At 77.6% G+C, this 17,001-nt stretch carries 18 protein-coding genes; 7 read left to right on the forward strand and 11 right to left on the reverse strand.

Annotated elements, in window-relative coordinates; translation table 11 throughout:
* Window positions 1–436: 436 nt before the first annotated feature.
* The 3 genes from J3P29_RS04435 to J3P29_RS04445 form a co-directional block, all read right to left on the reverse strand.
* On the reverse strand, window positions 437–1,225 hold the full coding sequence (locus J3P29_RS04435) for an aldo/keto reductase (RefSeq protein ID WP_210492995.1): 789 nt from the start codon (window positions 1,223–1,225) through the stop codon (window positions 437–439).
* Window positions 1,226–1,681: 456 nt separating this feature from the next.
* Window positions 1,682–2,053, reverse strand: a complete 372-nt coding sequence (locus J3P29_RS20645; RefSeq protein ID WP_210491825.1) for a Na-translocating system protein MpsC family protein — start codon at window positions 2,051–2,053, stop codon at window positions 1,682–1,684.
* Between the two features lie 212 nt (window positions 2,054–2,265).
* Complete coding sequence (locus J3P29_RS04445) at window positions 2,266–2,685, reverse strand: stress response translation initiation inhibitor YciH (protein WP_210491826.1); 420 nt, start codon at window positions 2,683–2,685, stop codon at window positions 2,266–2,268.
* A gap of 65 nt (window positions 2,686–2,750) precedes the next feature.
* Between J3P29_RS04445 and J3P29_RS04450 the strand changes: the two genes are divergently transcribed.
* Both J3P29_RS04450 and J3P29_RS19665 read left to right on the forward strand, forming a co-directional pair.
* The gene (locus tag J3P29_RS04450; protein WP_210491827.1) at window positions 2,751–2,942 is read left to right on the forward strand and encodes a hypothetical protein; all 192 of its coding nucleotides are present in this window, start codon (window positions 2,751–2,753) and stop codon (window positions 2,940–2,942) included.
* Between the two features lie 140 nt (window positions 2,943–3,082).
* Entirely contained in the window at window positions 3,083–3,661 is a 579-nt protein-coding gene (locus J3P29_RS19665) for a DUF1269 domain-containing protein (RefSeq protein ID WP_210491828.1), read from the forward strand.
* Window positions 3,662–3,678: 17 nt separating this feature from the next.
* On the opposite strand, the gene ybaK is transcribed toward J3P29_RS19665, so the two are convergent.
* Window positions 3,679–4,146 (reverse strand): Cys-tRNA(Pro) deacylase, encoded by a 468-nt coding sequence (gene ybaK, locus J3P29_RS04460; protein WP_210491829.1) that lies wholly within the window; start codon window positions 4,144–4,146, stop codon window positions 3,679–3,681.
* Between the two features lies 1 nt (window position 4,147).
* Window positions 4,148–5,338, reverse strand: a complete 1,191-nt coding sequence (locus tag J3P29_RS04465; RefSeq protein WP_210491830.1) for an FUSC family protein — start codon at window positions 5,336–5,338, stop codon at window positions 4,148–4,150.
* A 198-nt stretch (window positions 5,339–5,536) separates the two neighbouring features.
* On the opposite strand from J3P29_RS04465, the gene J3P29_RS04470 reads away from it, so the two are divergent.
* Window positions 5,537–6,463, forward strand: coding sequence for a patatin-like phospholipase family protein (locus J3P29_RS04470; protein WP_210491831.1), 927 nt, complete (start codon window positions 5,537–5,539; stop codon window positions 6,461–6,463).
* Window positions 6,464–6,516: 53 nt separating this feature from the next.
* Window positions 6,517–8,184 (forward strand): FAD-binding dehydrogenase, encoded by a 1,668-nt coding sequence (locus tag J3P29_RS04475; RefSeq protein ID WP_210491832.1) that lies wholly within the window; start codon window positions 6,517–6,519, stop codon window positions 8,182–8,184.
* Between the two features lie 102 nt (window positions 8,185–8,286).
* Here J3P29_RS04475 and J3P29_RS04480 read toward each other — a convergent pair whose 3' ends face one another.
* From J3P29_RS04480 to J3P29_RS04495, 4 genes are all read right to left on the reverse strand, one after another.
* Complete coding sequence (locus tag J3P29_RS04480) at window positions 8,287–9,825, reverse strand: alkaline phosphatase D family protein (RefSeq protein ID WP_210491833.1); 1,539 nt, start codon at window positions 9,823–9,825, stop codon at window positions 8,287–8,289.
* A gap of 180 nt (window positions 9,826–10,005) precedes the next feature.
* Window positions 10,006–11,097 carry a glycerate kinase gene (locus J3P29_RS04485; protein ID WP_210491834.1) on the reverse strand — a complete coding sequence of 364 codons (1,092 nt, stop codon included), beginning with the start codon at window positions 11,095–11,097 and terminating at the stop codon, window positions 10,006–10,008.
* 9 nt (window positions 11,098–11,106) lie between these two features.
* Window positions 11,107–11,652: a mismatch-specific DNA-glycosylase gene (locus tag J3P29_RS04490; RefSeq protein ID WP_210491835.1), complete on the reverse strand. Its 546-nt coding sequence runs from the start codon at window positions 11,650–11,652 to the stop codon at window positions 11,107–11,109.
* On the reverse strand, window positions 11,649–12,164 hold the full coding sequence (locus J3P29_RS04495) for a hypothetical protein (RefSeq protein ID WP_210491836.1): 516 nt from the start codon (window positions 12,162–12,164) through the stop codon (window positions 11,649–11,651). The genes J3P29_RS04490 and J3P29_RS04495 overlap by 4 nt, the downstream gene beginning before the upstream one ends.
* A 166-nt stretch (window positions 12,165–12,330) precedes the next feature.
* On the opposite strand from J3P29_RS04495, the gene J3P29_RS04500 reads away from it, so the two are divergent.
* Entirely contained in the window at window positions 12,331–13,038 is a 708-nt protein-coding gene (locus tag J3P29_RS04500) for an FCD domain-containing protein (protein ID WP_210491837.1), read from the forward strand.
* Entirely contained in the window at window positions 13,035–14,234 is a 1,200-nt protein-coding gene (locus tag J3P29_RS04505; protein WP_210491838.1) for an MFS transporter, read from the forward strand. Before J3P29_RS04500 ends, J3P29_RS04505 begins: the two co-directional genes overlap by 4 nt.
* Here the strand turns inward: J3P29_RS04505 and J3P29_RS04510 are convergent.
* Both J3P29_RS04510 and J3P29_RS04515 read right to left on the reverse strand, forming a co-directional pair.
* The gene (locus J3P29_RS04510; RefSeq protein ID WP_210491839.1) at window positions 14,231–14,785 is read right to left on the reverse strand and encodes a hypothetical protein; all 555 of its coding nucleotides are present in this window, start codon (window positions 14,783–14,785) and stop codon (window positions 14,231–14,233) included. The two genes, J3P29_RS04505 and J3P29_RS04510, sit on opposite strands and share 4 nt — an antisense overlap.
* Before the next feature lie 142 nt (window positions 14,786–14,927).
* Window positions 14,928–15,332, reverse strand: a complete 405-nt coding sequence (locus J3P29_RS04515; protein ID WP_210491840.1) for a MerR family transcriptional regulator — start codon at window positions 15,330–15,332, stop codon at window positions 14,928–14,930.
* Between the two features lie 166 nt (window positions 15,333–15,498).
* Here J3P29_RS04515 and J3P29_RS04520 point away from each other — a divergent pair, with 166 nt between their 5' ends.
* The gene (locus J3P29_RS04520; protein WP_246851421.1) at window positions 15,499–16,995 is read left to right on the forward strand and encodes a SulP family inorganic anion transporter; all 1,497 of its coding nucleotides are present in this window, start codon (window positions 15,499–15,501) and stop codon (window positions 16,993–16,995) included.
* The last annotated feature ends 6 nt before the right edge of the window (window positions 16,996–17,001 follow it).

The raw sequence follows: 17,001 nt of genomic DNA on the forward strand, positions 1-17,001 counted from the left end.
CGGCCGCGGCGCGGCGCGCAGCCGGGGCGGGCCGCCCGCGGGTGAGGCGGGTCCAGCGCACGAGCGAGGGGGTCCAGCGCGCGACTGAGGTGCGCCGTGCCCATAGCGATGCGGGAAGCGCTGGTGAGGCGGATCGAGGTCGCTATGTCGCACGGATCCGCCTCACCAGCGGAACCCGCCTCGCCCTCGGGTTGCACTGCCCACACCTCGGGCGGAACCCGCCTCGCCCTCGGGCCGCACTCCCCTCACCCGGGGCGGTACCTGCCGCAGCTCGGGCGGAGCATGCCGCGTCCTCGGATCCCCGCAGCCGCACCACGACGGCCCGCACTCCGGCGCGGCGGCACGCCGTGACTCCCGGCGTTGCTGTCCGGCGTCTCCGGCGCGCCGGGCGGCGAGCGTCGCCGTGCTGGCCGTCGCCGCTCGCCGCGCCCGCCCCTCAGTGCCCGAACTCGTCCGAGTCGGTCACGCCGCCCTCGCCCTCGTCCAGCGCGCTGATCGCCGCGACCTCGTCCTCGCCGAGCGCGAAGTCGAAGATGTCCAGGTTCTTCCGCATCCGCTCGGGGTTGGACGACTTGGGCACCGTCACGTTGCCGAGCTCCATGTGCCAGCGCAGGACGATCTGGGCCGGGGTGCGGTCGTGGGCCTGGGCGATGCCGGCGATGACGTCGTTCTGCAGCAGGTCGCCGCCCTGGCCGATCGGGCTCCACGCCTCGCAGACGATCCCCTTGTCGGCCAGGTACGCGCGGGTGTCGGCGCGGGCCTTCGTCGGGTCGAGCTCGATCTGGTCGACGTCGGGGGTGACGCCGGTGGCCTCGAGCACGCGGTCGACGTGCGCGGGCTTGAAGTTCGACAGGCCGATCGCCTTGACGCGGCCGTCCTCGAGCAGCTTGACCAGCCCCTTGTAGGCGTCGACGTACGTGTCCTGCGCGGGGTTGGGCCAGTGGATGAGCAGCAGATCGAGGTAGTCGACGCCCAGCTTCTGCGCGCTGCGCTCGAAGGCCCGCTGCGCCTCGTCGACGCCGTGGTCCTCCTTGTTGAGCTTCGTCGTGACGAACAGCTCCTCGCGCGGCACCCCGCTGGCCGCCATGCCGCGGCCGACGCCGACCTCGTTGCCGTAGTTGAACGCCGTGTCGATCAGGCGGTAGCCCATCCCGACGGCGTCGACGACGGCGCGCTCGACCTCGGCGTCGTCCATCGGCCAGGTGCCGAGGCCCAGGCGCGGCATCTCGTGGCCGTTGGGCAGCTTGACGGTGGGGGCGAGGTTCGTGGTCACGGGTCGGATCTCCGGGTCGTGGGCCGCCCTGCGGCGGGGTGCGCTCGTCCGTGTACCCGGGTGGACGCCGCCCGCCACGCCGGCCGGCGCGGGCACGGGCGTGGGCTCGGGACGGCCGGACGGCAGGGGGCACAGGCCGTGATGGGCGGCGGCTCGGCGTCCGCCTCGCCGGCCGTCGACGGTGCGCGGCTCTCCCGGGCGGCGCGCGTTCGAGGCGACGGTAGGGGCGGAACGCGGGCAGGCGCCGGACGCGACGCAACGGCTCGCGGCGTTCGGCGGTGGAACGCGGCGAGCAGGCGCCGGTCCGGGCCCAACGGCGCGCGGCGCTGGGCGGCGGAACGGGACGGGGCGCGGATCGCAGACGCCGAGCGGGGCCCGTACGCGCCGGGGCGGGCGCAGCCCCGGCCGCTACCCCTCGAGCGGCCCGCCGAGCAGGAACAGCTCGACCGAGCAGTCCGGATCGGTGCTGTTCGTGCTCATCACGGACAACACCTGGCGGCCCAGGACCGACTCCACCTGCGCCCGCAACTCGGGTCGCATCGCCTGCTGGAAGCGGCGCCGGATCGCCAGGACGTCCTCGACGCCGCCGTGGTCGGCCAGGACGCGCTCGCCCTTGGTCAGGGTGTCGTAGGCGACGACGACCGCCACGTCGCCGTTGAGGATGGCGCGGGCCCGCATGGGGCCGCGGCCGGTGTAGTCGCGCAGGCAGCGCACGACGCACTCCGACAGGCGCGCGAGGACCTCGCCCGAGGCGCCGTCGTTCTGGTCTTCCGTGGACACGGGTCCTTCGATCTCCGCCCCCCTCGGCAGGTCCCCGGCGGCCGGGAGGGGCAGAGCGCCAGAGGCCGGGGCACACGCCCCCTCGCAGGCCGCCGCCGCCCCGTGGGACGGCGCGGCCGCGGCGACTCGTGAGGCCCCATCGTGACAGGTCGTCCGCGCGCCGCGGGCGCGGGGATCGGCGGGCGGGCCCGAGCGACGCCGCCCCGCCGGGCTCAGCCGCCGGCGAGCACCACGTCGAAGCCCTCGGCGCGCAGCGTCTCGACGACCACGTCGCGGTGGTCGCCCTGGATCTCGATGACGCCGTCCTTCGCGGACCCGCCGACGCCGCAGCGCTTCTTCAGCCGCTTGGCCAGATCGCGCAGGCCCGCGTCGTCGAGGGGGACGTTCGAGACGGTCGTCGCCGTCTTGCCGCGCCGGCCGGCGGTCTCGCGCCGCACCTTCACCCGGCCGCCGCCCTGGCCGCTGCCGCCGCGCCCCGCACTGCCGCCGCTCCCGTCCCGTCCACCGCCGCCGCGCCCACCGCGTCCCGCGCCCCCGGACGGCGCGCCCGGGTCCTGCGCGCGCCGCAGGTCGCCGTCGTCGCTGGACCACACGAGCCCGGTCTCGCGGCGGATGGGGCGCTGCTTCGCCATGCCCGGACCGTACCGGCCGGCGCGCGGGGCTGGACAGCCCGCGGCCGGCTTGCCAGGGTGCGGGCATGTCCCCCGAGCAGGATCCGCGCAAGCCCTCCCGCGGTGCCGTCAGCTCCGCGACCTCCGCCGGTCTCGGCATCGGCATCGCGCTCGGCGCCGCCATCGGCCTGGCGCTCGGCAACCTGGCGCTCGGCATGGGCGTCGGCCTGGCGCTCGGCGTCGGGCTGGGCGCGGCCTACGAGCGCCGCGACGGCTGAGCCGGCTGGACGGCCGCGCCCGGGCGGGCGGCGCTGGGCCGTGGCGGCTGCCGGTCGCGTGCGCCGACCGGCACCACGCCGACCGGCACGCCGCCGCGCCGGCGCTACGATCGCCGCCCGACCCCGCCCCGGAGGCGCACGTGCAGGACAACGTCATCTCGGTCCGCTTCGACGAGCCGGCCCGCGCCCACGACGCGCTGCGCGTGCTCGAGCAGGCCGCCCGCAACGAGCACCTGCGTCTGCACGCCGCGGTCACCGTGCAGGTGCACCCGGACGGCGAGGTCCGCGTGGGAGAGCTCGAGGACGCGATCCCCGCCGGCCTGACGCGCGGCAGCGTGCTCGGCGGCGTCGTCGGGATGCTCGGCGGCCCGCTCGGGGCGCTCGTCGGCTGGGGGATCGGGGCGCGCATCGGCGCCGACGAGGGCGGCCCGCAGGACGTGCGCGAGGAGGACGCGCTGATCGCCGCGGTCGCCGAGCTGCCCGTCGGCGCGACGGCGCTCGTGGCCGAGATCGAGGAGGACGAGCCCGAGAAGCTCGACCTGCTGCTGGCGCGCCTCGGCGGCCACGTCGCCCGCCGCCCGACGGACGACGTGCTCGACGACGTCGAGCGCCACGTCCGCGCCGGCGAGGTGGAGCCGGCGGATCCGCAGGCGTCCCGCGCCTCGCGCGCCGACCGCGTCGCCGAGCTGCAGCGGCGGATCGAGGGCCGGACCGTCTGAGGCCCGCGCGCCCGGCCTCAGCGGTCGCGGCGCAGCCGCCGCACCTGCGCGTCCGTCAGCCGCACCAGGTCGGCGGGCGCCAGCTCGATCTCGAGCCCGCGGCGGCCGGCGCTGACGTAGACGGTCTCCTGCTCCAGCGCGCTGTCGTCGACCAGGGTCGGCAGCCGCCGGCGCTGGCCGAGCGGGCTGATGCCGCCGGCGACGTACCCGGTCGTCCGCTCCGCCTTCGCCATCGGCGCCAGCTCGACGCGCTTGCCCAGGGCGCGCAGGTCGAGCGTGTCGGCGGCCGGCACGATGCAGACCGCCAGGCCGTCGTCGCGGCTGACGACGAGGGTCTTGAAGACGCGCGCGGGGTCCAGGCCCAGCGCCTCGGTCGCCTCGAGCGCGTACGAGTCGGCCGACGGGTCGTGCTCGTACTCGTGCAGGCGGAAGTCGACGCCGGACTTCCGCGCCGCGATCGTCGCCGGGGTCTCGCGCGCCGCCACGTCAGCGGACGGTACCGGCCGCGCCCGTCGGCCCGTCGACGACCGCGCCGTCCGCCGCGTCCGCGCCGCTCCGGTCCGCCGGAGGCAGCGTCGCGTCCAGCCGCTCGGTCGCGTCCTCCGCCTCCACCCCGGACGCGCGCATCACGTCGAAGGCGATCGCGCGCACCTGCGCCACGAGGGTGCTCGTCGGCAGGTCGTGGCGGTCCTCGACGACGGCGGTCGCCTCGCGGGCGGCGGCGAGGGCCAGGCGGGGCGCGTCGGCGGCGCGGTGCGGCTCGTCGAGCTGGCGGCGCAGGGCGTCGGCGGCCGCGGCGAGCGTCCCGATCGCGTCGACGAGCCGCCCGTCGACGGGCACGCCCCGGCGGACGGCCGTCCGCGCCGCCCGGCCGAGGACCCGCGCGTTGCGCACCGCGTAGTCGAGCTGCCGCGCGCCGGCCACGTACGCCTCGAGCCGCGCGCGGGCGTGCCGGCGCGGCGGCGACCAGCGCACGACGCCCCGCGCGGTCGCCAGGTCCTCGTAGAGCGCGTCGACGTCCGCGTCCAGGTCCCGCACCCGCGCGAGGGCGGCCTCCGCCGCCGTCATCCGCCCGGTGCGCAGGCCGACGGCGATCGCGCGCAGCGCCCCCGCGAGGGCCTCCACCACCGGCGCGGCGGCGTCGCGCGCCGCGCGCACGGGATCGCGCGAGAGCAGGACCTGGCTGAGGACGACGGCGACGGCGCCGCCGATCAGGGCGTCGAACAGCCGGTCGAGCGGGTTGCCGCGGCTCGCCGCCGGCAGGGTCATCACCAGGATCGCCGAGATCCCCGCCTGGTTGACGAACAGGATGCCGGGCGTGACGAACAGCGCGACGGTCATCGTCAGCGCCAGCAGCACCGCGATCTGCAGCGTGCCCGTGCCGATCAGCCGCACGAACAGGTCCGCCAGCGCGATCCCGGTCGCCACGCCCAGCCCGATCTCGACGGCCCGGCGCAGCGGCGCCCCGCGCGCCAGGCCCACCGTCACGACGGCGGCGACGGGTGCGAAGAACGGCGCGGGCTGCCCGACGAGCACGCGCGCCAGCGCCCACGCGAGCGCGGCGGCGACCGCGGTCTGCACGATCGCCAGGCGCGCGTCGCCGACGCGGCGCAGCCGCTCCCGCGTCGAGACGCGGGCCCGGCGCAGGGCGTGGGGCGGCAGGGCTGAGCGGCGCATCGGGTGCTCGTTCGCCGCCGGGACGGGGCGGCCTCCGTCCCTCCCGTGCCCGGCCGGCGCCCGCGGCACGCGCTCCCGGTCGGCCGCGCCCGGGGCGTGCCGCCGCCCGCCTCGATCGCGGCCGTCCGCCCGAGGCGGCGTCCCCGTCGCGGACATCGCGCGTGTACGCCGTGGCCGGTCGGGGAACGGGACGGGCGGATGGCCCCCTCACCCGCATCACCGACGCGCCTGGTGCTCACCGTCGACGGCGGCGGGATGCGCGGGCTCCTGGCCGCGCGGGCCCTCGAGGAGCTGGAGCGCCGGCTGGGCGCGCCGGCGTCGCGCGTCTTCGACGTCGGGGCGGGCGTGTCGACCGGCGCGCTCGTCGTCTGCGGCGCCCTCGGCCTGCGGCGGCCGCTCTCCGGGACCGAGCTGGCGGCGTGCTACCACGAGATCGGCCCGCGGGTGTTCGGCCGCGCCCAGGGGGCGCCGCCGCGGGTCTCGCTCCACGGCGACCCCGCCGCCCACGCCCGGCTGCGCGCGCTCATCGAGCCGATCTGCTCCGGCCAGGCGTTCCTCGACGCCCCGGCGCGGCTGATCATCCCCGCGGCCGACGTCGGGCGCCGCGCGGGCGTGCTCTTCGACAGCGGCCGCGGCGCGGAGGGCACGTACGGGCAGGCGGACGTGCGCCTGGCCGACGTCGTGCTGGCCAGCTCGGCGCTGCCGGGCTACTTCCCGCCGGTGCGCGTGGGCCACGGCGCGCTCGTCGACGGCGGGATGTGGGCGAAGGACCCGACGGGCTCCGCGGTCCGCCGGCTGCACGAGGACGACCCGGCGCCGCTCGTCGTCGTCTCGCTCGGCACGGGGCGGACGATGCGCCGGCAGGGCGGCGCGGACGTCGTGGCCGAGATCGTCAGCGCCAAGCTCGGCCGGCTGCCGGACGCGAGCATCCCGCCCGCCGCGCCGGTCGAGATGCTGCGCCTGGAGCCGCCGCTGCCGCCCGGCGCCGCCCGGGTCGACGCGGCGAGCGACCGCGACCTGGAGGCGCTCGAGGAGATCGCGGCGGCGTACGTGCGCGACGCCGCCGACGAGTTCGAACGCGCCGCGGCGCTGCTGCGGCGCCACGTCGCGCCGTCCGCCGACTGACTCCGTACGCACCCCGGATTGCGCCGGACCGTCGGGTCCGCGAGGATCGCGCCATGGAGACGGGGGACCGGGCCGACGTCGTCGTGGTGGGAGGAGGCCTCGCCGGCCTCGTCGCCGCGGCCGAGATCGCGGACGCGGGCAAGCGGGTGATCCTGCTGGACCAGGAGCCCGAGCAGACCCTCGGCGGCCAGGCGTTCTGGTCGCTCGGCGGGCTGTTCCTCGTCGACTCGCCCGAGCAGCGCCGCCTGCGGATCAAGGACTCGCACGAGCTGGCCTGGCAGGACTGGGAGGGCACCGCCGCGTTCGACCGGCCCGAGGACCGGTGGCCGCGCCGCTGGGCCGAGGAGTACGTGGCCTGGGCTGCGGGCGAGAAGCGGGAGTGGCTGGCGTCGCAGGGCATCAAGCTCATGCCGCAGGTCGGCTGGGCCGAGCGCGGCGGCTACGACGCGCAGGGCCACGGCAACTCCGTCCCGCGCTTCCACATCACGTGGGGCACCGGACCGGCGGTCGTGCGGCCGTTCGAGGCACGGGTGCGCGCCGCCGCCGCGCGCGGGCTCGTCGACCTGCGCTTCCGCCACCGCGTCGACGAGCTGGTCGTCGAGGGCGGCGCCGTCGTCGGCGCCCGCGGCGAGGTGCTCGAGCCCAGCGACGTGCCGCGCGGCGCGCCCAGCTCGCGCGTCGCCGTCGGCACGTTCGAGGTGCGCGCCGAGGCCGTCGTCGTCACGTCGGGCGGGATCGGCGGCAACCACGAGCTCGTCCGGCGCAACTGGCCGGCGCGGCTGGGGACCCCGCCGCGGACGATGGTCTCGGGCGTCCCCGACCACGTCGACGGCCGGATGATCCCGATCGCCCAGGCCGCGGGCGGCGAGACGATCAACCCCGACCGGATGTGGCACTACGTCGAGGGCATCCAGAACTGGGACTCGATCTGGACCAACCACGGCATCCGGATCATCCCGGGGCCGTCGTCGCTGTGGCTCGACGCGACCGGCAAGCGGCTGCCGGTGCCGCTCTTCCCGGGCTTCGACACCCTCGGCACCCTCGAGCACATCATGGGCACCGGCCACGAGCACACGTGGTTCGTGCTGACGCAGAAGATCATCGAGAAGGAGTTCGCGCTCTCGGGGTCCGAGCAGAACCCCGACATCACCGGCCAGGACCTGCGCCAGGTGCTGAAGGCCCGCCTGGCGAAGGGCGCCCCCGGGCCGGTGCAGGCGTTCATGGACCACGGCGCGGACTTCGTCGTCGAGCGCGACCTGCCGACGCTCGTGCGCGGGATGAACGCGCTGACGGACGAGCCGCTCATCGACCTGGCCGACCTGGAGGCGACGATCGTCGCCCGCGACCGCGAGGTCGGCAACCCGTACACGAAGGACCTGCAGCTGACCGCGATCCACGGCGCGCGGCGCTACCTGTCCGACCGCCTGACGCGCGTCGCGGCGCCGCACCGGCTGCTCGACCCGGACGCCGGCCCGCTCATCGCGGTCCGGCTCCACGTCCTCACCCGCAAGACGCTCGGCGGCCTGCACACCGACCTGCAGGGGCGCGTGCTCGCCAAGGGCGGCGTGCAGACCGTGCCCGGCCTGTACGCCGCGGGCGAGGTCGCCGGCTTCGGCGGCGGCGGGATGCACGGCTACCGCGCGCTCGAGGGCACGTTCCTCGGCGGCTGCCTGTTCTCGGGCCGCACCGCCGGGCGGGCGCTCGTGCGCGAGCTGGGCTGAGGCCCGTCGGCCCGCCGCGGGCGCGCCGCCGCCGGCCCGCGCCACGCCGGGGCGGCGGCGCCGCGGCGGCCGCCGCCCTCCGCGCCCGCCCCGCCGCGGCCGTCAGGCCCGCAGCCCCGGCCGCCCGTCCTCGATCGTGAACGACGCGTCCGTGACCGCGGGCGCGTCGGGCGTCGTCACCGCGCTCAGCGTGCGGAAGTCGGCCCGCAGCCGCTCGCGGTCCACGGTCACGCGCACGTAGCCGCGGCGCTTGGCGTTGTACTTCATCCACGGGTTCTCGGACAGGTCCTCCCGGGCGTCGCTGCCGTCGCCGCCCGACGTCACCGACGTGGCGCACAGCTCGGAGCCGATGACGGGCGAGGACGGGTCCGCGAAGTCGCGGAGCAGGTCCGAGGCGTAGTGCTGGTGGATGTCGCCGGTCAGCACGACGGGGTTGCGCGTGCCGCCGTCGGCGATGCCGGTCAGCACCCGCTGGCGGCTGGCGCGGTAGGCGTCCCACTGGTCGGTCGAGTAGCCCTTGGCGTCGCCCTTCACCGTGTCGTGCGAGGCCATCAGCACCTGCTGGGCCAGCACGTTCCAGCGGGCGCGCGAGCGGGTCATCCGGTCGACGATCCAGCGCTCCTGCGCGATCCCGGGCAGCGTCGCGTCCGGGTTCGTCATCTCGGGGCCGTCCGCGGGGCCCTTGTCGCCGTACGGCTGGTCCGTGCGGTACTGACGGGTGTCGGCGACGACGAAGTGCGCCAGGTCGCCCAGGTCGACCTCGCGGTAGAGCTGCATGCCGGACCCCCACGGGTGCTGCGGGCGGCGCAGCGGCATGAACTCCCAGTACGCCTGGTACGCGGCGGCGCGGCGCTGCGCGAAGACCTGCGGATCCTGGTCCGGCTCGGTGTCGACCTGCGAGATCAGGCCGGCGTAGTTGTTCTCGACCTCGTGGTCGTCGGGGGTGACGACGAGCGGGAACAGCCGGCGCAGCTCGCGCAGGTCCGGGTCGGAGTTGTACTGCGCGTGGCGCTCGCGGTAGCCGGCCAGGTCCATCGGCTCGGCGTTGGAGTGCTGGCGCACGCCGCTCTTCCCGGGGCCGCCCTCGTAGATGTAGTCGCCGACGTGGACGACGAGCCACGGGTCGTCCTCGACGATCCGCCGGTAGGCGGTGAAGTGGCCGGCCTCCCAGTGCGAGCAGCTGGCCAGGCAGAAGGAGAGGCTCCGCGGCGAGCGGCCGAACGCCGGGGCGGTGCGGGTGCGGCCGACCGGGCTCGCCTGGCCGTGCGCGTAGAAGCGGTACCAGTACTCGCGGCCCGGCCGCAGGCGGTCGGCCTCGACGCGGACGGAGTAGCCGTCCTTCGCCGTGGCCAGCCGGATGCCGCGGTCGACGATCCGCGTCATGCCCTCGTCCTCGGCGATCTGCCAGCCGACGGGCACGACGCCGCCGACCGCCTGGCGGCCCAGATCGTCCAGCGCGATCCGCGTCCACAGGACGACGCCGCCCGGGGCCGGCTCGCCGGACGCGACGCCGGCGGCGAACGGGTAGGCGCCGCGAGGCAGGGCGGAGGCGCGGCTGGAGAAGACGCCGCCGAACGACAGGGCGACGGCGCCCGCGCCGCCGGCCGCGAGCAGGCCGCGGCGGGAGATCCGTGTGGACATGGGGAGGTCCTTTGCTGCTGCGATGGGGGGAGCCCCGATCCTCGGCGCTGCCGCCCCGGACGCTGTGGCGATTCGGTGAAGCGCCGGCGTGGTGCCAGCAACCGTTCGCGGCCGCGGGCGCGGGCGCCGACGGGACGGCGGGCGGCGGGCGGCGGCCCGGGACGGCCGGCGCCGGGTCGTCTAGGCCGCGGCCCGCGCCGTCGCGGCCCGCGCGGCGCGGCGCAGGTCCGCGGCCGCGCCGGCGAGCGCGGCGGCGAGCGGCCGGTCGGGCGGGCCGAGGGCCACGACGTCGGCGGCGCCGCGCGCCCGCAGCGCCGCCGCCGCGCCGGGCTCGACGCGCCCGCCGACCGCGACGACGGGCACGCCGAGCGCGGCGCAGCGGCGGACGACGGCGTCGACGGTCTTGCCCTGCAGCGTCGAGGCGTCGACGCTGCCCTCAGCGGTCAGGCACAGGGCGGCGCCCCGGGCGGCGGCGTCGAAGCCGGCCAGGTCCAGCACGGCCTCGGCCCCGGGACGCGCCCGCGCGCCGAGCGCGCGCAGCGCCAGCCCCAGGCCGCCCGCGGCGCCGCTGCCCGGCAGCGCGGGGTCGACGCCGAGCGCCGCCGCCCACCGGGCCAGGGCCGTGTCGTAGACGCCCAGCTCCTCGGGTCGCGCGCCCTTCTGCGGCCCGAAGCGGTGCGCCGCGCCGGCGGGGCCGCAGAGCGGCGCGTCGACGTCGAAGAGCAGCTCCAGCGCGACGGCGCGCAGCCGCGGGTCCAGGCCCGCGCGGTCGATCCTGGGCGCGGCGAGCAGGCCGGCGCCGTCCGCCGGGGCGTCCGCGCCGAGCGCGCGCAGGAACCCGGCGCCGCCGTCCAGGGTGGCCGTGCCGCCCACGGCGACGAGGATCCGCCGCGCGCCGCGGTCGAGCGCGGCGCGGACGAGGTCGCCGACTCCGGCCGAGGTGGCGACGCCCACGTCCCGCGCGTCGGCGGGGATCGCGGCGAGCGCGATCGCCTCGGCGGCCTCGACGAGCACGGTCCCGTCGCCCAGGTCGGCGATCCGCCCCTGGCCGGGCCGCCCGTGCGCGTCGCGGGCGGCCACGGCGACCGCCCGGGCGCCCCCGCCGGCGAGGACGGCGTCGAGCGTGCCCTCGCCGCCGTCGGCCACCGGCAGCGCGACCGGCGCGCCGCCCGCGTCGCGGACGCCGGCGGCCAGGGCTCCGGCGGCCCCGGCGGCGTCGAGCGCCCCGCGGAGCTTGTCGGGCGCGCAGAGGACGGTCGGGGCGACGGGCACGGCGCGACGCTACCGCGCGGCGGCGCGGATCCGGGCCGCCAGCGCCGCCCACGGGGCCACGTCCCAGAAGCGCCGCGCCCGGCCCGACGGCGACGGCAGCACCCACGTCTCGGCGCCGGCAAAGCGCTCCTCCTGCGGGCCGTACGCGACCGGCCGGCCCAGCGCCGTGCGTCCCGCCGTCTTGCTCGTGAAGGCCACCCACCCGGGCTCCACGGCCGTCAGCTTGCGGGCGAGCGCCGGCACGTCGAAGCCGGCCGTGCCGATCTCGCGGTCGGAGCCGAACGCGGTCTTGTTCAGGTCGGTCAGGCCGATCCCGAACGCCGGCGCCCGGCGGAACTCGAGCGGATCGAGCGGAGCGGGCAGCAGGCCGACCTCGTGCAGCGTCGGCCAGAAGCGGTTGCCGGGCCCGGAGTAGGGCGCGCCGAGGCGGGCGGCGACGGTGCCCGCCGCCGTGCCGACGAAGACGACGCGCACACCGGCGGGCAGCACGTCGGGCAGGACGTGCGGGCGCCCGTCGGCCGTGCGTCCCGGGTCGCCGGCCGGTCCGTAGGTCATGGGCGCCTCCGTCCGGGGGCGGGGGCGCCGAGCCGCGCGGCGAGCGCCTCCACGACCCGCGGCACTCCGGCGGCGACGCGGGCGCGGGTCATCCCCGGCGCGCGCGGGCCGTCGGGGCCCTCGTCGACGGGCGGGCCGCTCGCGCCGGCGTCGCCCACCGGCACCCACGGCACGCCGAGCGTCGCGGCGACCGCCCCGGCGGCGGGGGAGGGGGAGAGCAGCGCGGCGGCGCCCGCGAGCGCCGCGCGCTGCTCCGCGGCGGGGGCGTCGGTCCGGTCGTACGGGACGCTGCTGTGGGCGCAGAGCCAGCGCAGCTCGCCGGGGGCCAGACCGGCGCCGCGCGGGTCGGATGCGGCCGGATCGCCGAGCAGGACGACGCTGACCCGCGGCCACGCGGCGGCCACGGCGTCGAGCACGAGCTCCCACGCCGGGACCGACGGCGATGCGGACCGGGGCCCCGCGCCGGTCGGGGCCAGCGCCACCGTCGGCGCGCGCTCGTCGGGGCCGGGCACGGCGCCGATGCTAGCCCCCCGCGGCGCGCGGGCGAGGCCCTGCCGACGGCCCGCGCCGGCGCCCGTGCGGGCGGACCGGCCCCGGCGGGGAGCGGCAGCGGCGCTCGCGATTCATGGGATGATCGGATGGATACGGGGCCGCGTCGCCGCCCCGACCCTCTCCCTCATGCCGCTCCGCCCGACCGCCCGCCCACGCCTGTCCGACCAGGTCATCGACCAGCTCCGGGGCCTCGTCGCCGCCGGCGAGTGGCCGGTCGGCACGCGGATCCCGACGGAGCCCGCGCTCGTCGCCCAGCTCGGCGTCGGCCGCAACACGGTGCGCGAGGCGGTGCGGGCGCTCGTCCACGCCGGCCTGCTCGACGTCCGCCAGGGCGACGGCACCTACGTGCGTGCGACGAGCGAGCTCGACGCCGCGCTCGCCCGCCGGCTCGAGCGCTCCTCCGCGCTGGAGACGCTCGAGGTCCGGGCGCCGCTCGAACGCGAGGCCGCCCGACTGGCCGCCCTGCGCCGCGACGACCGGGACCGCGCCGCGATCGCCGCCGCGCTCCGCGAGCGGCACGCGCTGCGGCCCACGGGCGACCTGGAGGCGTTCGTCGCCGCCGACCTGCGCTTCCACCGCGCCGTCGTGGCCGCCGCGCACAACGGGCTGCTCGCCGAGCTGTACGAGCACCTGATGACGGCCTTCGAGGCGCTGCTGCACCGCACCGAGGCGGGGGTGCCGGAGGATCCGGGCGTCGGCGAGGGGCACACCGCGCTCGCCGCCGCTATCGACGCGGGCGACCCCGTCGCCGCCGAGGCCGCCGCCGCCGCGCTGCTGGCCGCGGCACGCGCCCACACGGTGCAGGTACTGCGCGCGGGCGAGGCGTCCGCGTGAGCCGCCGCACCACCCTGCTCGTCCTGCTGGGCATCGTCGTCGTCACGCTCAACCTGCGCCCCGCGATCGTCGCGGTCTCGCCGCTGCTCGACGAGCTGCGCGACGACACGGGCCTGTCGAGCGCGGGCGCCAGCCTGCTGACGACGCTGCCGGTGCTGTGCTTCGGGGCGCTGGCGCCGCTCGCCCCGCGGCTGAGCCGCCGCTTCGGCAGCGAGGCCGTGATCGCCGGCGCGATGGCGGTGCTCGCGGCCGGCATCCTCGTACGGCTGGTGCCGGGGGTGGCGCCGCTGCTCGCGGGCACCGTGGTCGTCGGCGGCGCGATCGCGGTGACGAACGTCCTGGTGCCCACGGTGGTCAAGCGCGACCTGGCGCACATCGCCGGCACGGCGATGGGCGTCTACTCGATGACGCTGACGGCCGGGGCGGCGCTGGCGGCCGGCATCACCGTGCCGGTGGAGGACGCGGTCGGCACGGACTGGCGCGGGGCGCTCGCCCTGTGGGCGTGCCTGCCGGTGGCCGCGCTGCTCGCCTGGGCGCCCGTGCTGCGGCTGGCCCGCCGGGGCCCCGCTCGCGCCGTGCACGTCGGGGTCGGCGGCCTCTGGCGCGACCGGACGGCCTGGGCGGTGGCGCTCTACATGGGCCTCGGCTCGCTGCAGTTCTACACCGCGACGGCGTGGGTGCCGACGCTGCTGGGCGACGACGGCGTGGACGACGCGCGCGCCGGCCTGCTGCTCTCGTACATGAACGTGATCGGCGCGGCGGCCGCGCTCGTGGTGCCGATCCTGGCGGGGCGGATGCGCCGCCAGTCGTCGCTCGTGGTCGGCCTGGCGGTCCTGTGGGCGGTCACGTGGGCCGGCATCCTGGCCGACGCCGGCGGGGGCGCGTGGCTGTGGATGACGACGATGGGCGCCGCGCAGGGCGGCGGCATCGCGCTGGCGCTGACCCTCACGGTGCTGCGGGCGCCCGACACGCCGCACGCGGTCGAGCTGTCCGGGATGGCGCAGACCGTCGGCTACCTCGTCTGCGCCGTCGGCCCGCTGGCGGTCGGGGCGCTGCACGACGCGACCGGCGGCTGGACGGTCCCGGTGGTCGTGCTGCTCGGCTTCCTGGCGCCGTGGACGGCGGCCGGCGTCGTCGCCGGCCGACCCCGGCTCGTGCGCGGCAGCGCGGCGGAACCGGCCCGCGACGCGGGCTAGGCGTCCAGCGGGAAGCGGGCGATGGCGATCCAGTAGCCCGCGGCCGTCGGCAGCACGGTCGCGTCGCCGCCGGCCGCGTCGATCCGCCGGCGCAGCGGCGCCAGGTCCGCGTCGTCCAGGTCGGGGGCCTCCACCCGCAGCCGGCCCCCGTTCTGCACCGACACGACGAGCGCGTCGTCCTCGACGCGCACGCGGATGCTCAGCGTCTGGCCCGGTCGCCCGTCTCGCCGGATGGCCTCGACGGTCTCGTCGAGGACGCAGAACACCGTCGCGCTCAGGGCGGCCGGGACGGCGGCGTCCCCCGTGTGGTCCTCGAGCCAGGCGGTGTGGCCGAGCCCGCGCAGGCGCGCGACCAGCAGGGGCAGGTCCGCGATCGTCCGGGGGCCGGCCTCGGCGCGGGCGCGGGGCAGGGGTGGCGGCGCGGTCGCGGCGGCGGGCGCCTCGGTCCGCGCCCGGGCCCTGCGGGGACGCAGCCGGCCCAGGCGATGCCCGCCGGGCCGGAGTCCGAGGGACGCCGAGGGCCGCGCGTGGGCGTGCGAATCGAGGGTCACGATGAAACGATGCGAAACGCAGCGGCTCCCAGACGCCCAACCGGACGACCGTTCGACCGGGTGGACGTCCGGTCGATCGGGAGCCGCCGTACACCGGGCTGACGCCCGTACGCCCGTCCGTGGGCGTCGTACGCGGCGGGGGTCAGCGGCGCGGCGCGGCGGCCTCGGCGCGGAGCTCCGCCGCGAGCGTCGCGCTCTGGGCGATGCGGTCGAGCAGTTTGGCGCGCCGCCGCTCGACCTCGTCGGCGAACGCGCGCAGGCGCTCCGCCGCCGCGGTCCGGTCTCCGGCCTCCGCGTCGGGGGCGCCGTGCGCGTCGCGGGCGGCCAGCAGCTCGCGCGTCTCGTCCAGGCTGAAGCCCAACGGCTTCGTCGCCTTGATCAGGCGCAGGCGGTCGATCTGCTCGTCCGCGTACAGCCGGAAGCCGCCGTCCGTGCGGGTGGCGGGCACGACCAGGCCCTGCTCCTCGTAGTAGCGCACGGTCCGCAGCGAGAGGCCGACGCGCTCGGCCACCTCGCCGATCCGGTGCAGCTGGCCGTCGGCGCTCACGGGGCCAGTCTAGGACGGCGCGCCGGCGGGCCGCCGTGCGGGCGGGGCCGCAACCCTTCCGTTACGTTACTGTTGGTTTGGTCGGCGCCCCGGGTGTCGGCCCCGCCGCCGCGCCGCCGGCCCCCGCCGCGCGCGCCGACCTCCTCCGTTCCTCCCCGAGGCTTCCATGTCGACCACGATCACCCCCGCGCGTCCACGCCTGCGCGTGCCGCGCCTGCCCGACCGCCGCACCCTCCGCGTCGAGCTCCTCGCCGGCCTCGTCGTCGCGCTGGCGCTCATCCCCGAGGCGATCTCGTTCTCCGTCATCGCCGGCGTCGACCCCGAGTACGGGCTCTACGCGTCGTTCACGATGGCCGTGACGATCGCGATCGTCGGCGGTCGGCCGGCCATGATCTCGGCGGCGACCGGCGCGATGGCGCTCGTCGTCGTCGACCTGGTGCGCGACCACGGCGTCGAGTACCTGCTGATGGCCGGGATCCTGGCGGGCGCGATCCAGATCGCCCTCGGCGCCGTCGGCGTCGCCGGGCTCATGCGCTTCGTCCCGCAGTCCGTGATGACCGGGTTCGTCAACGCGCTGGCCATCCTGATCTTCCTCAGCCAGCTCGACCACCTGACGGGCGGCGGCGCGGCCGGCTGGGCCATCGCGGTCGTCGGCCTGGCGACCATCCTGCTGCTCCCGCGGCTGACCACGGCCGTGCCGCCGCCGCTCGTCGCGATCCTGCTGCTGACGGGCGTCGTCGTCGCCTTCGGCGTGGACGTGCCGACCGTCGGCGACGAGGGCGAGCTGCCGGACGCACTGCCGTTCGTGGCGCTGCCGGACGTCCCGTTCTCGCTCGACACGCTCACCACCGTGCTGCCGTACTCCGCCACGCTCGCGGTCGTCGGCCTGCTCGAGTCGCTCATGACCGCGCGGCTGGTCGACGACATCACCGACACGCCGTCGGACAAGGGCCGCGAGGCGCGGGGCCAGGGGGTCGCCAACGTCGTCACGGGCCTCTTCGGCGGCATGCCCGGCTGCGCGATGATCGGTCAGACGATGATCAACGTCCGGGCGAGCGGCGCCCGCACGCGCCTGTCGACGTTCACGGCCGGCGTGGTGCTGCTGGTGCTCGTCGTCGGCCTGGGCGACGTCGTCGCGGTGATCCCGATGACCGCGCTCGTCGCCGTGATGGTCTTCGTCTCGTACGCGACGTTCGACTGGCACAGCATCGCCCCGGCCACGCTGCGCCTGATGCCGCGGGGCGAGACGCTGGTGATGGCCCTGACCGTGGCCGCCACCGTGGCGACGAGCAACCTGGCGATCGGCGTGGCCGTCGGCGTCGTCGTCTCGATGGCGCTGTTCGCGCGGCGCGTGGCGCACGTCGTCGGTGTCGAGCGGACGGTCGCGCCCGACGGCGCGTCGGTGCGCTACGCCGTCCGGGGCGCCCTGTTCTTCGCCTCCAACGAGGACCTGACGGACGCCTTCCACCACCCCGACGACCCGGAGCGCGTCGTCGTCGACCTGACGGACGCGCACGTCTGGGACGCGTCGGCCGTCGCCGCCCTCGACGCCGTCGTCCACCGCTACGCCGAGCGCGGCCGCGCCGTCGAGATCGTCGGCCTGGACCCGCGCAGTCGCGAGCTGCACGGCCGGCTGACCGGCGTGGCGGCCGGAGCGCGCTGACGCGGC

Source organism: Patulibacter sp. SYSU D01012 (genome assembly GCF_017916475.1).
GTDB lineage: Bacteria > Actinomycetota > Thermoleophilia > Solirubrobacterales > Solirubrobacteraceae > Patulibacter.

Coding starts and splice junctions, on each gene's coding strand:
- J3P29_RS04520 (WP_246851421.1), top strand. CDS start 15,499: ATGTCGACCACGATCACCCCCGCGCGTCCACGCCTGCGCGTGCCGCGC.
- J3P29_RS04470 (WP_210491831.1), top strand. CDS start 5,537: ATGGCCCCCTCACCCGCATCACCGACGCGCCTGGTGCTCACCGTCGAC.
- J3P29_RS04480 (WP_210491833.1), bottom strand. CDS start 9,825: ATGTCCACACGGATCTCCCGCCGCGGCCTGCTCGCGGCCGGCGGCGCG.
- J3P29_RS04450 (WP_210491827.1), top strand. CDS start 2,751: ATGTCCCCCGAGCAGGATCCGCGCAAGCCCTCCCGCGGTGCCGTCAGC.
- J3P29_RS04500 (WP_210491837.1), top strand. CDS start 12,331: ATGCCGCTCCGCCCGACCGCCCGCCCACGCCTGTCCGACCAGGTCATC.
- J3P29_RS04435 (WP_210492995.1), bottom strand. CDS start 1,225: ATGCCGCGCCTGGGCCTCGGCACCTGGCCGATGGACGACGCCGAGGTC.
- J3P29_RS04465 (WP_210491830.1), bottom strand. CDS start 5,338: ATGCGCCGCTCAGCCCTGCCGCCCCACGCCCTGCGCCGGGCCCGCGTC.
- J3P29_RS04490 (WP_210491835.1), bottom strand. CDS start 11,652: ATGACCTACGGACCGGCCGGCGACCCGGGACGCACGGCCGACGGGCGC.
- J3P29_RS04445 (WP_210491826.1), bottom strand. CDS start 2,685: ATGGCGAAGCAGCGCCCCATCCGCCGCGAGACCGGGCTCGTGTGGTCC.
- J3P29_RS04475 (WP_210491832.1), top strand. CDS start 6,517: ATGGAGACGGGGGACCGGGCCGACGTCGTCGTGGTGGGAGGAGGCCTC.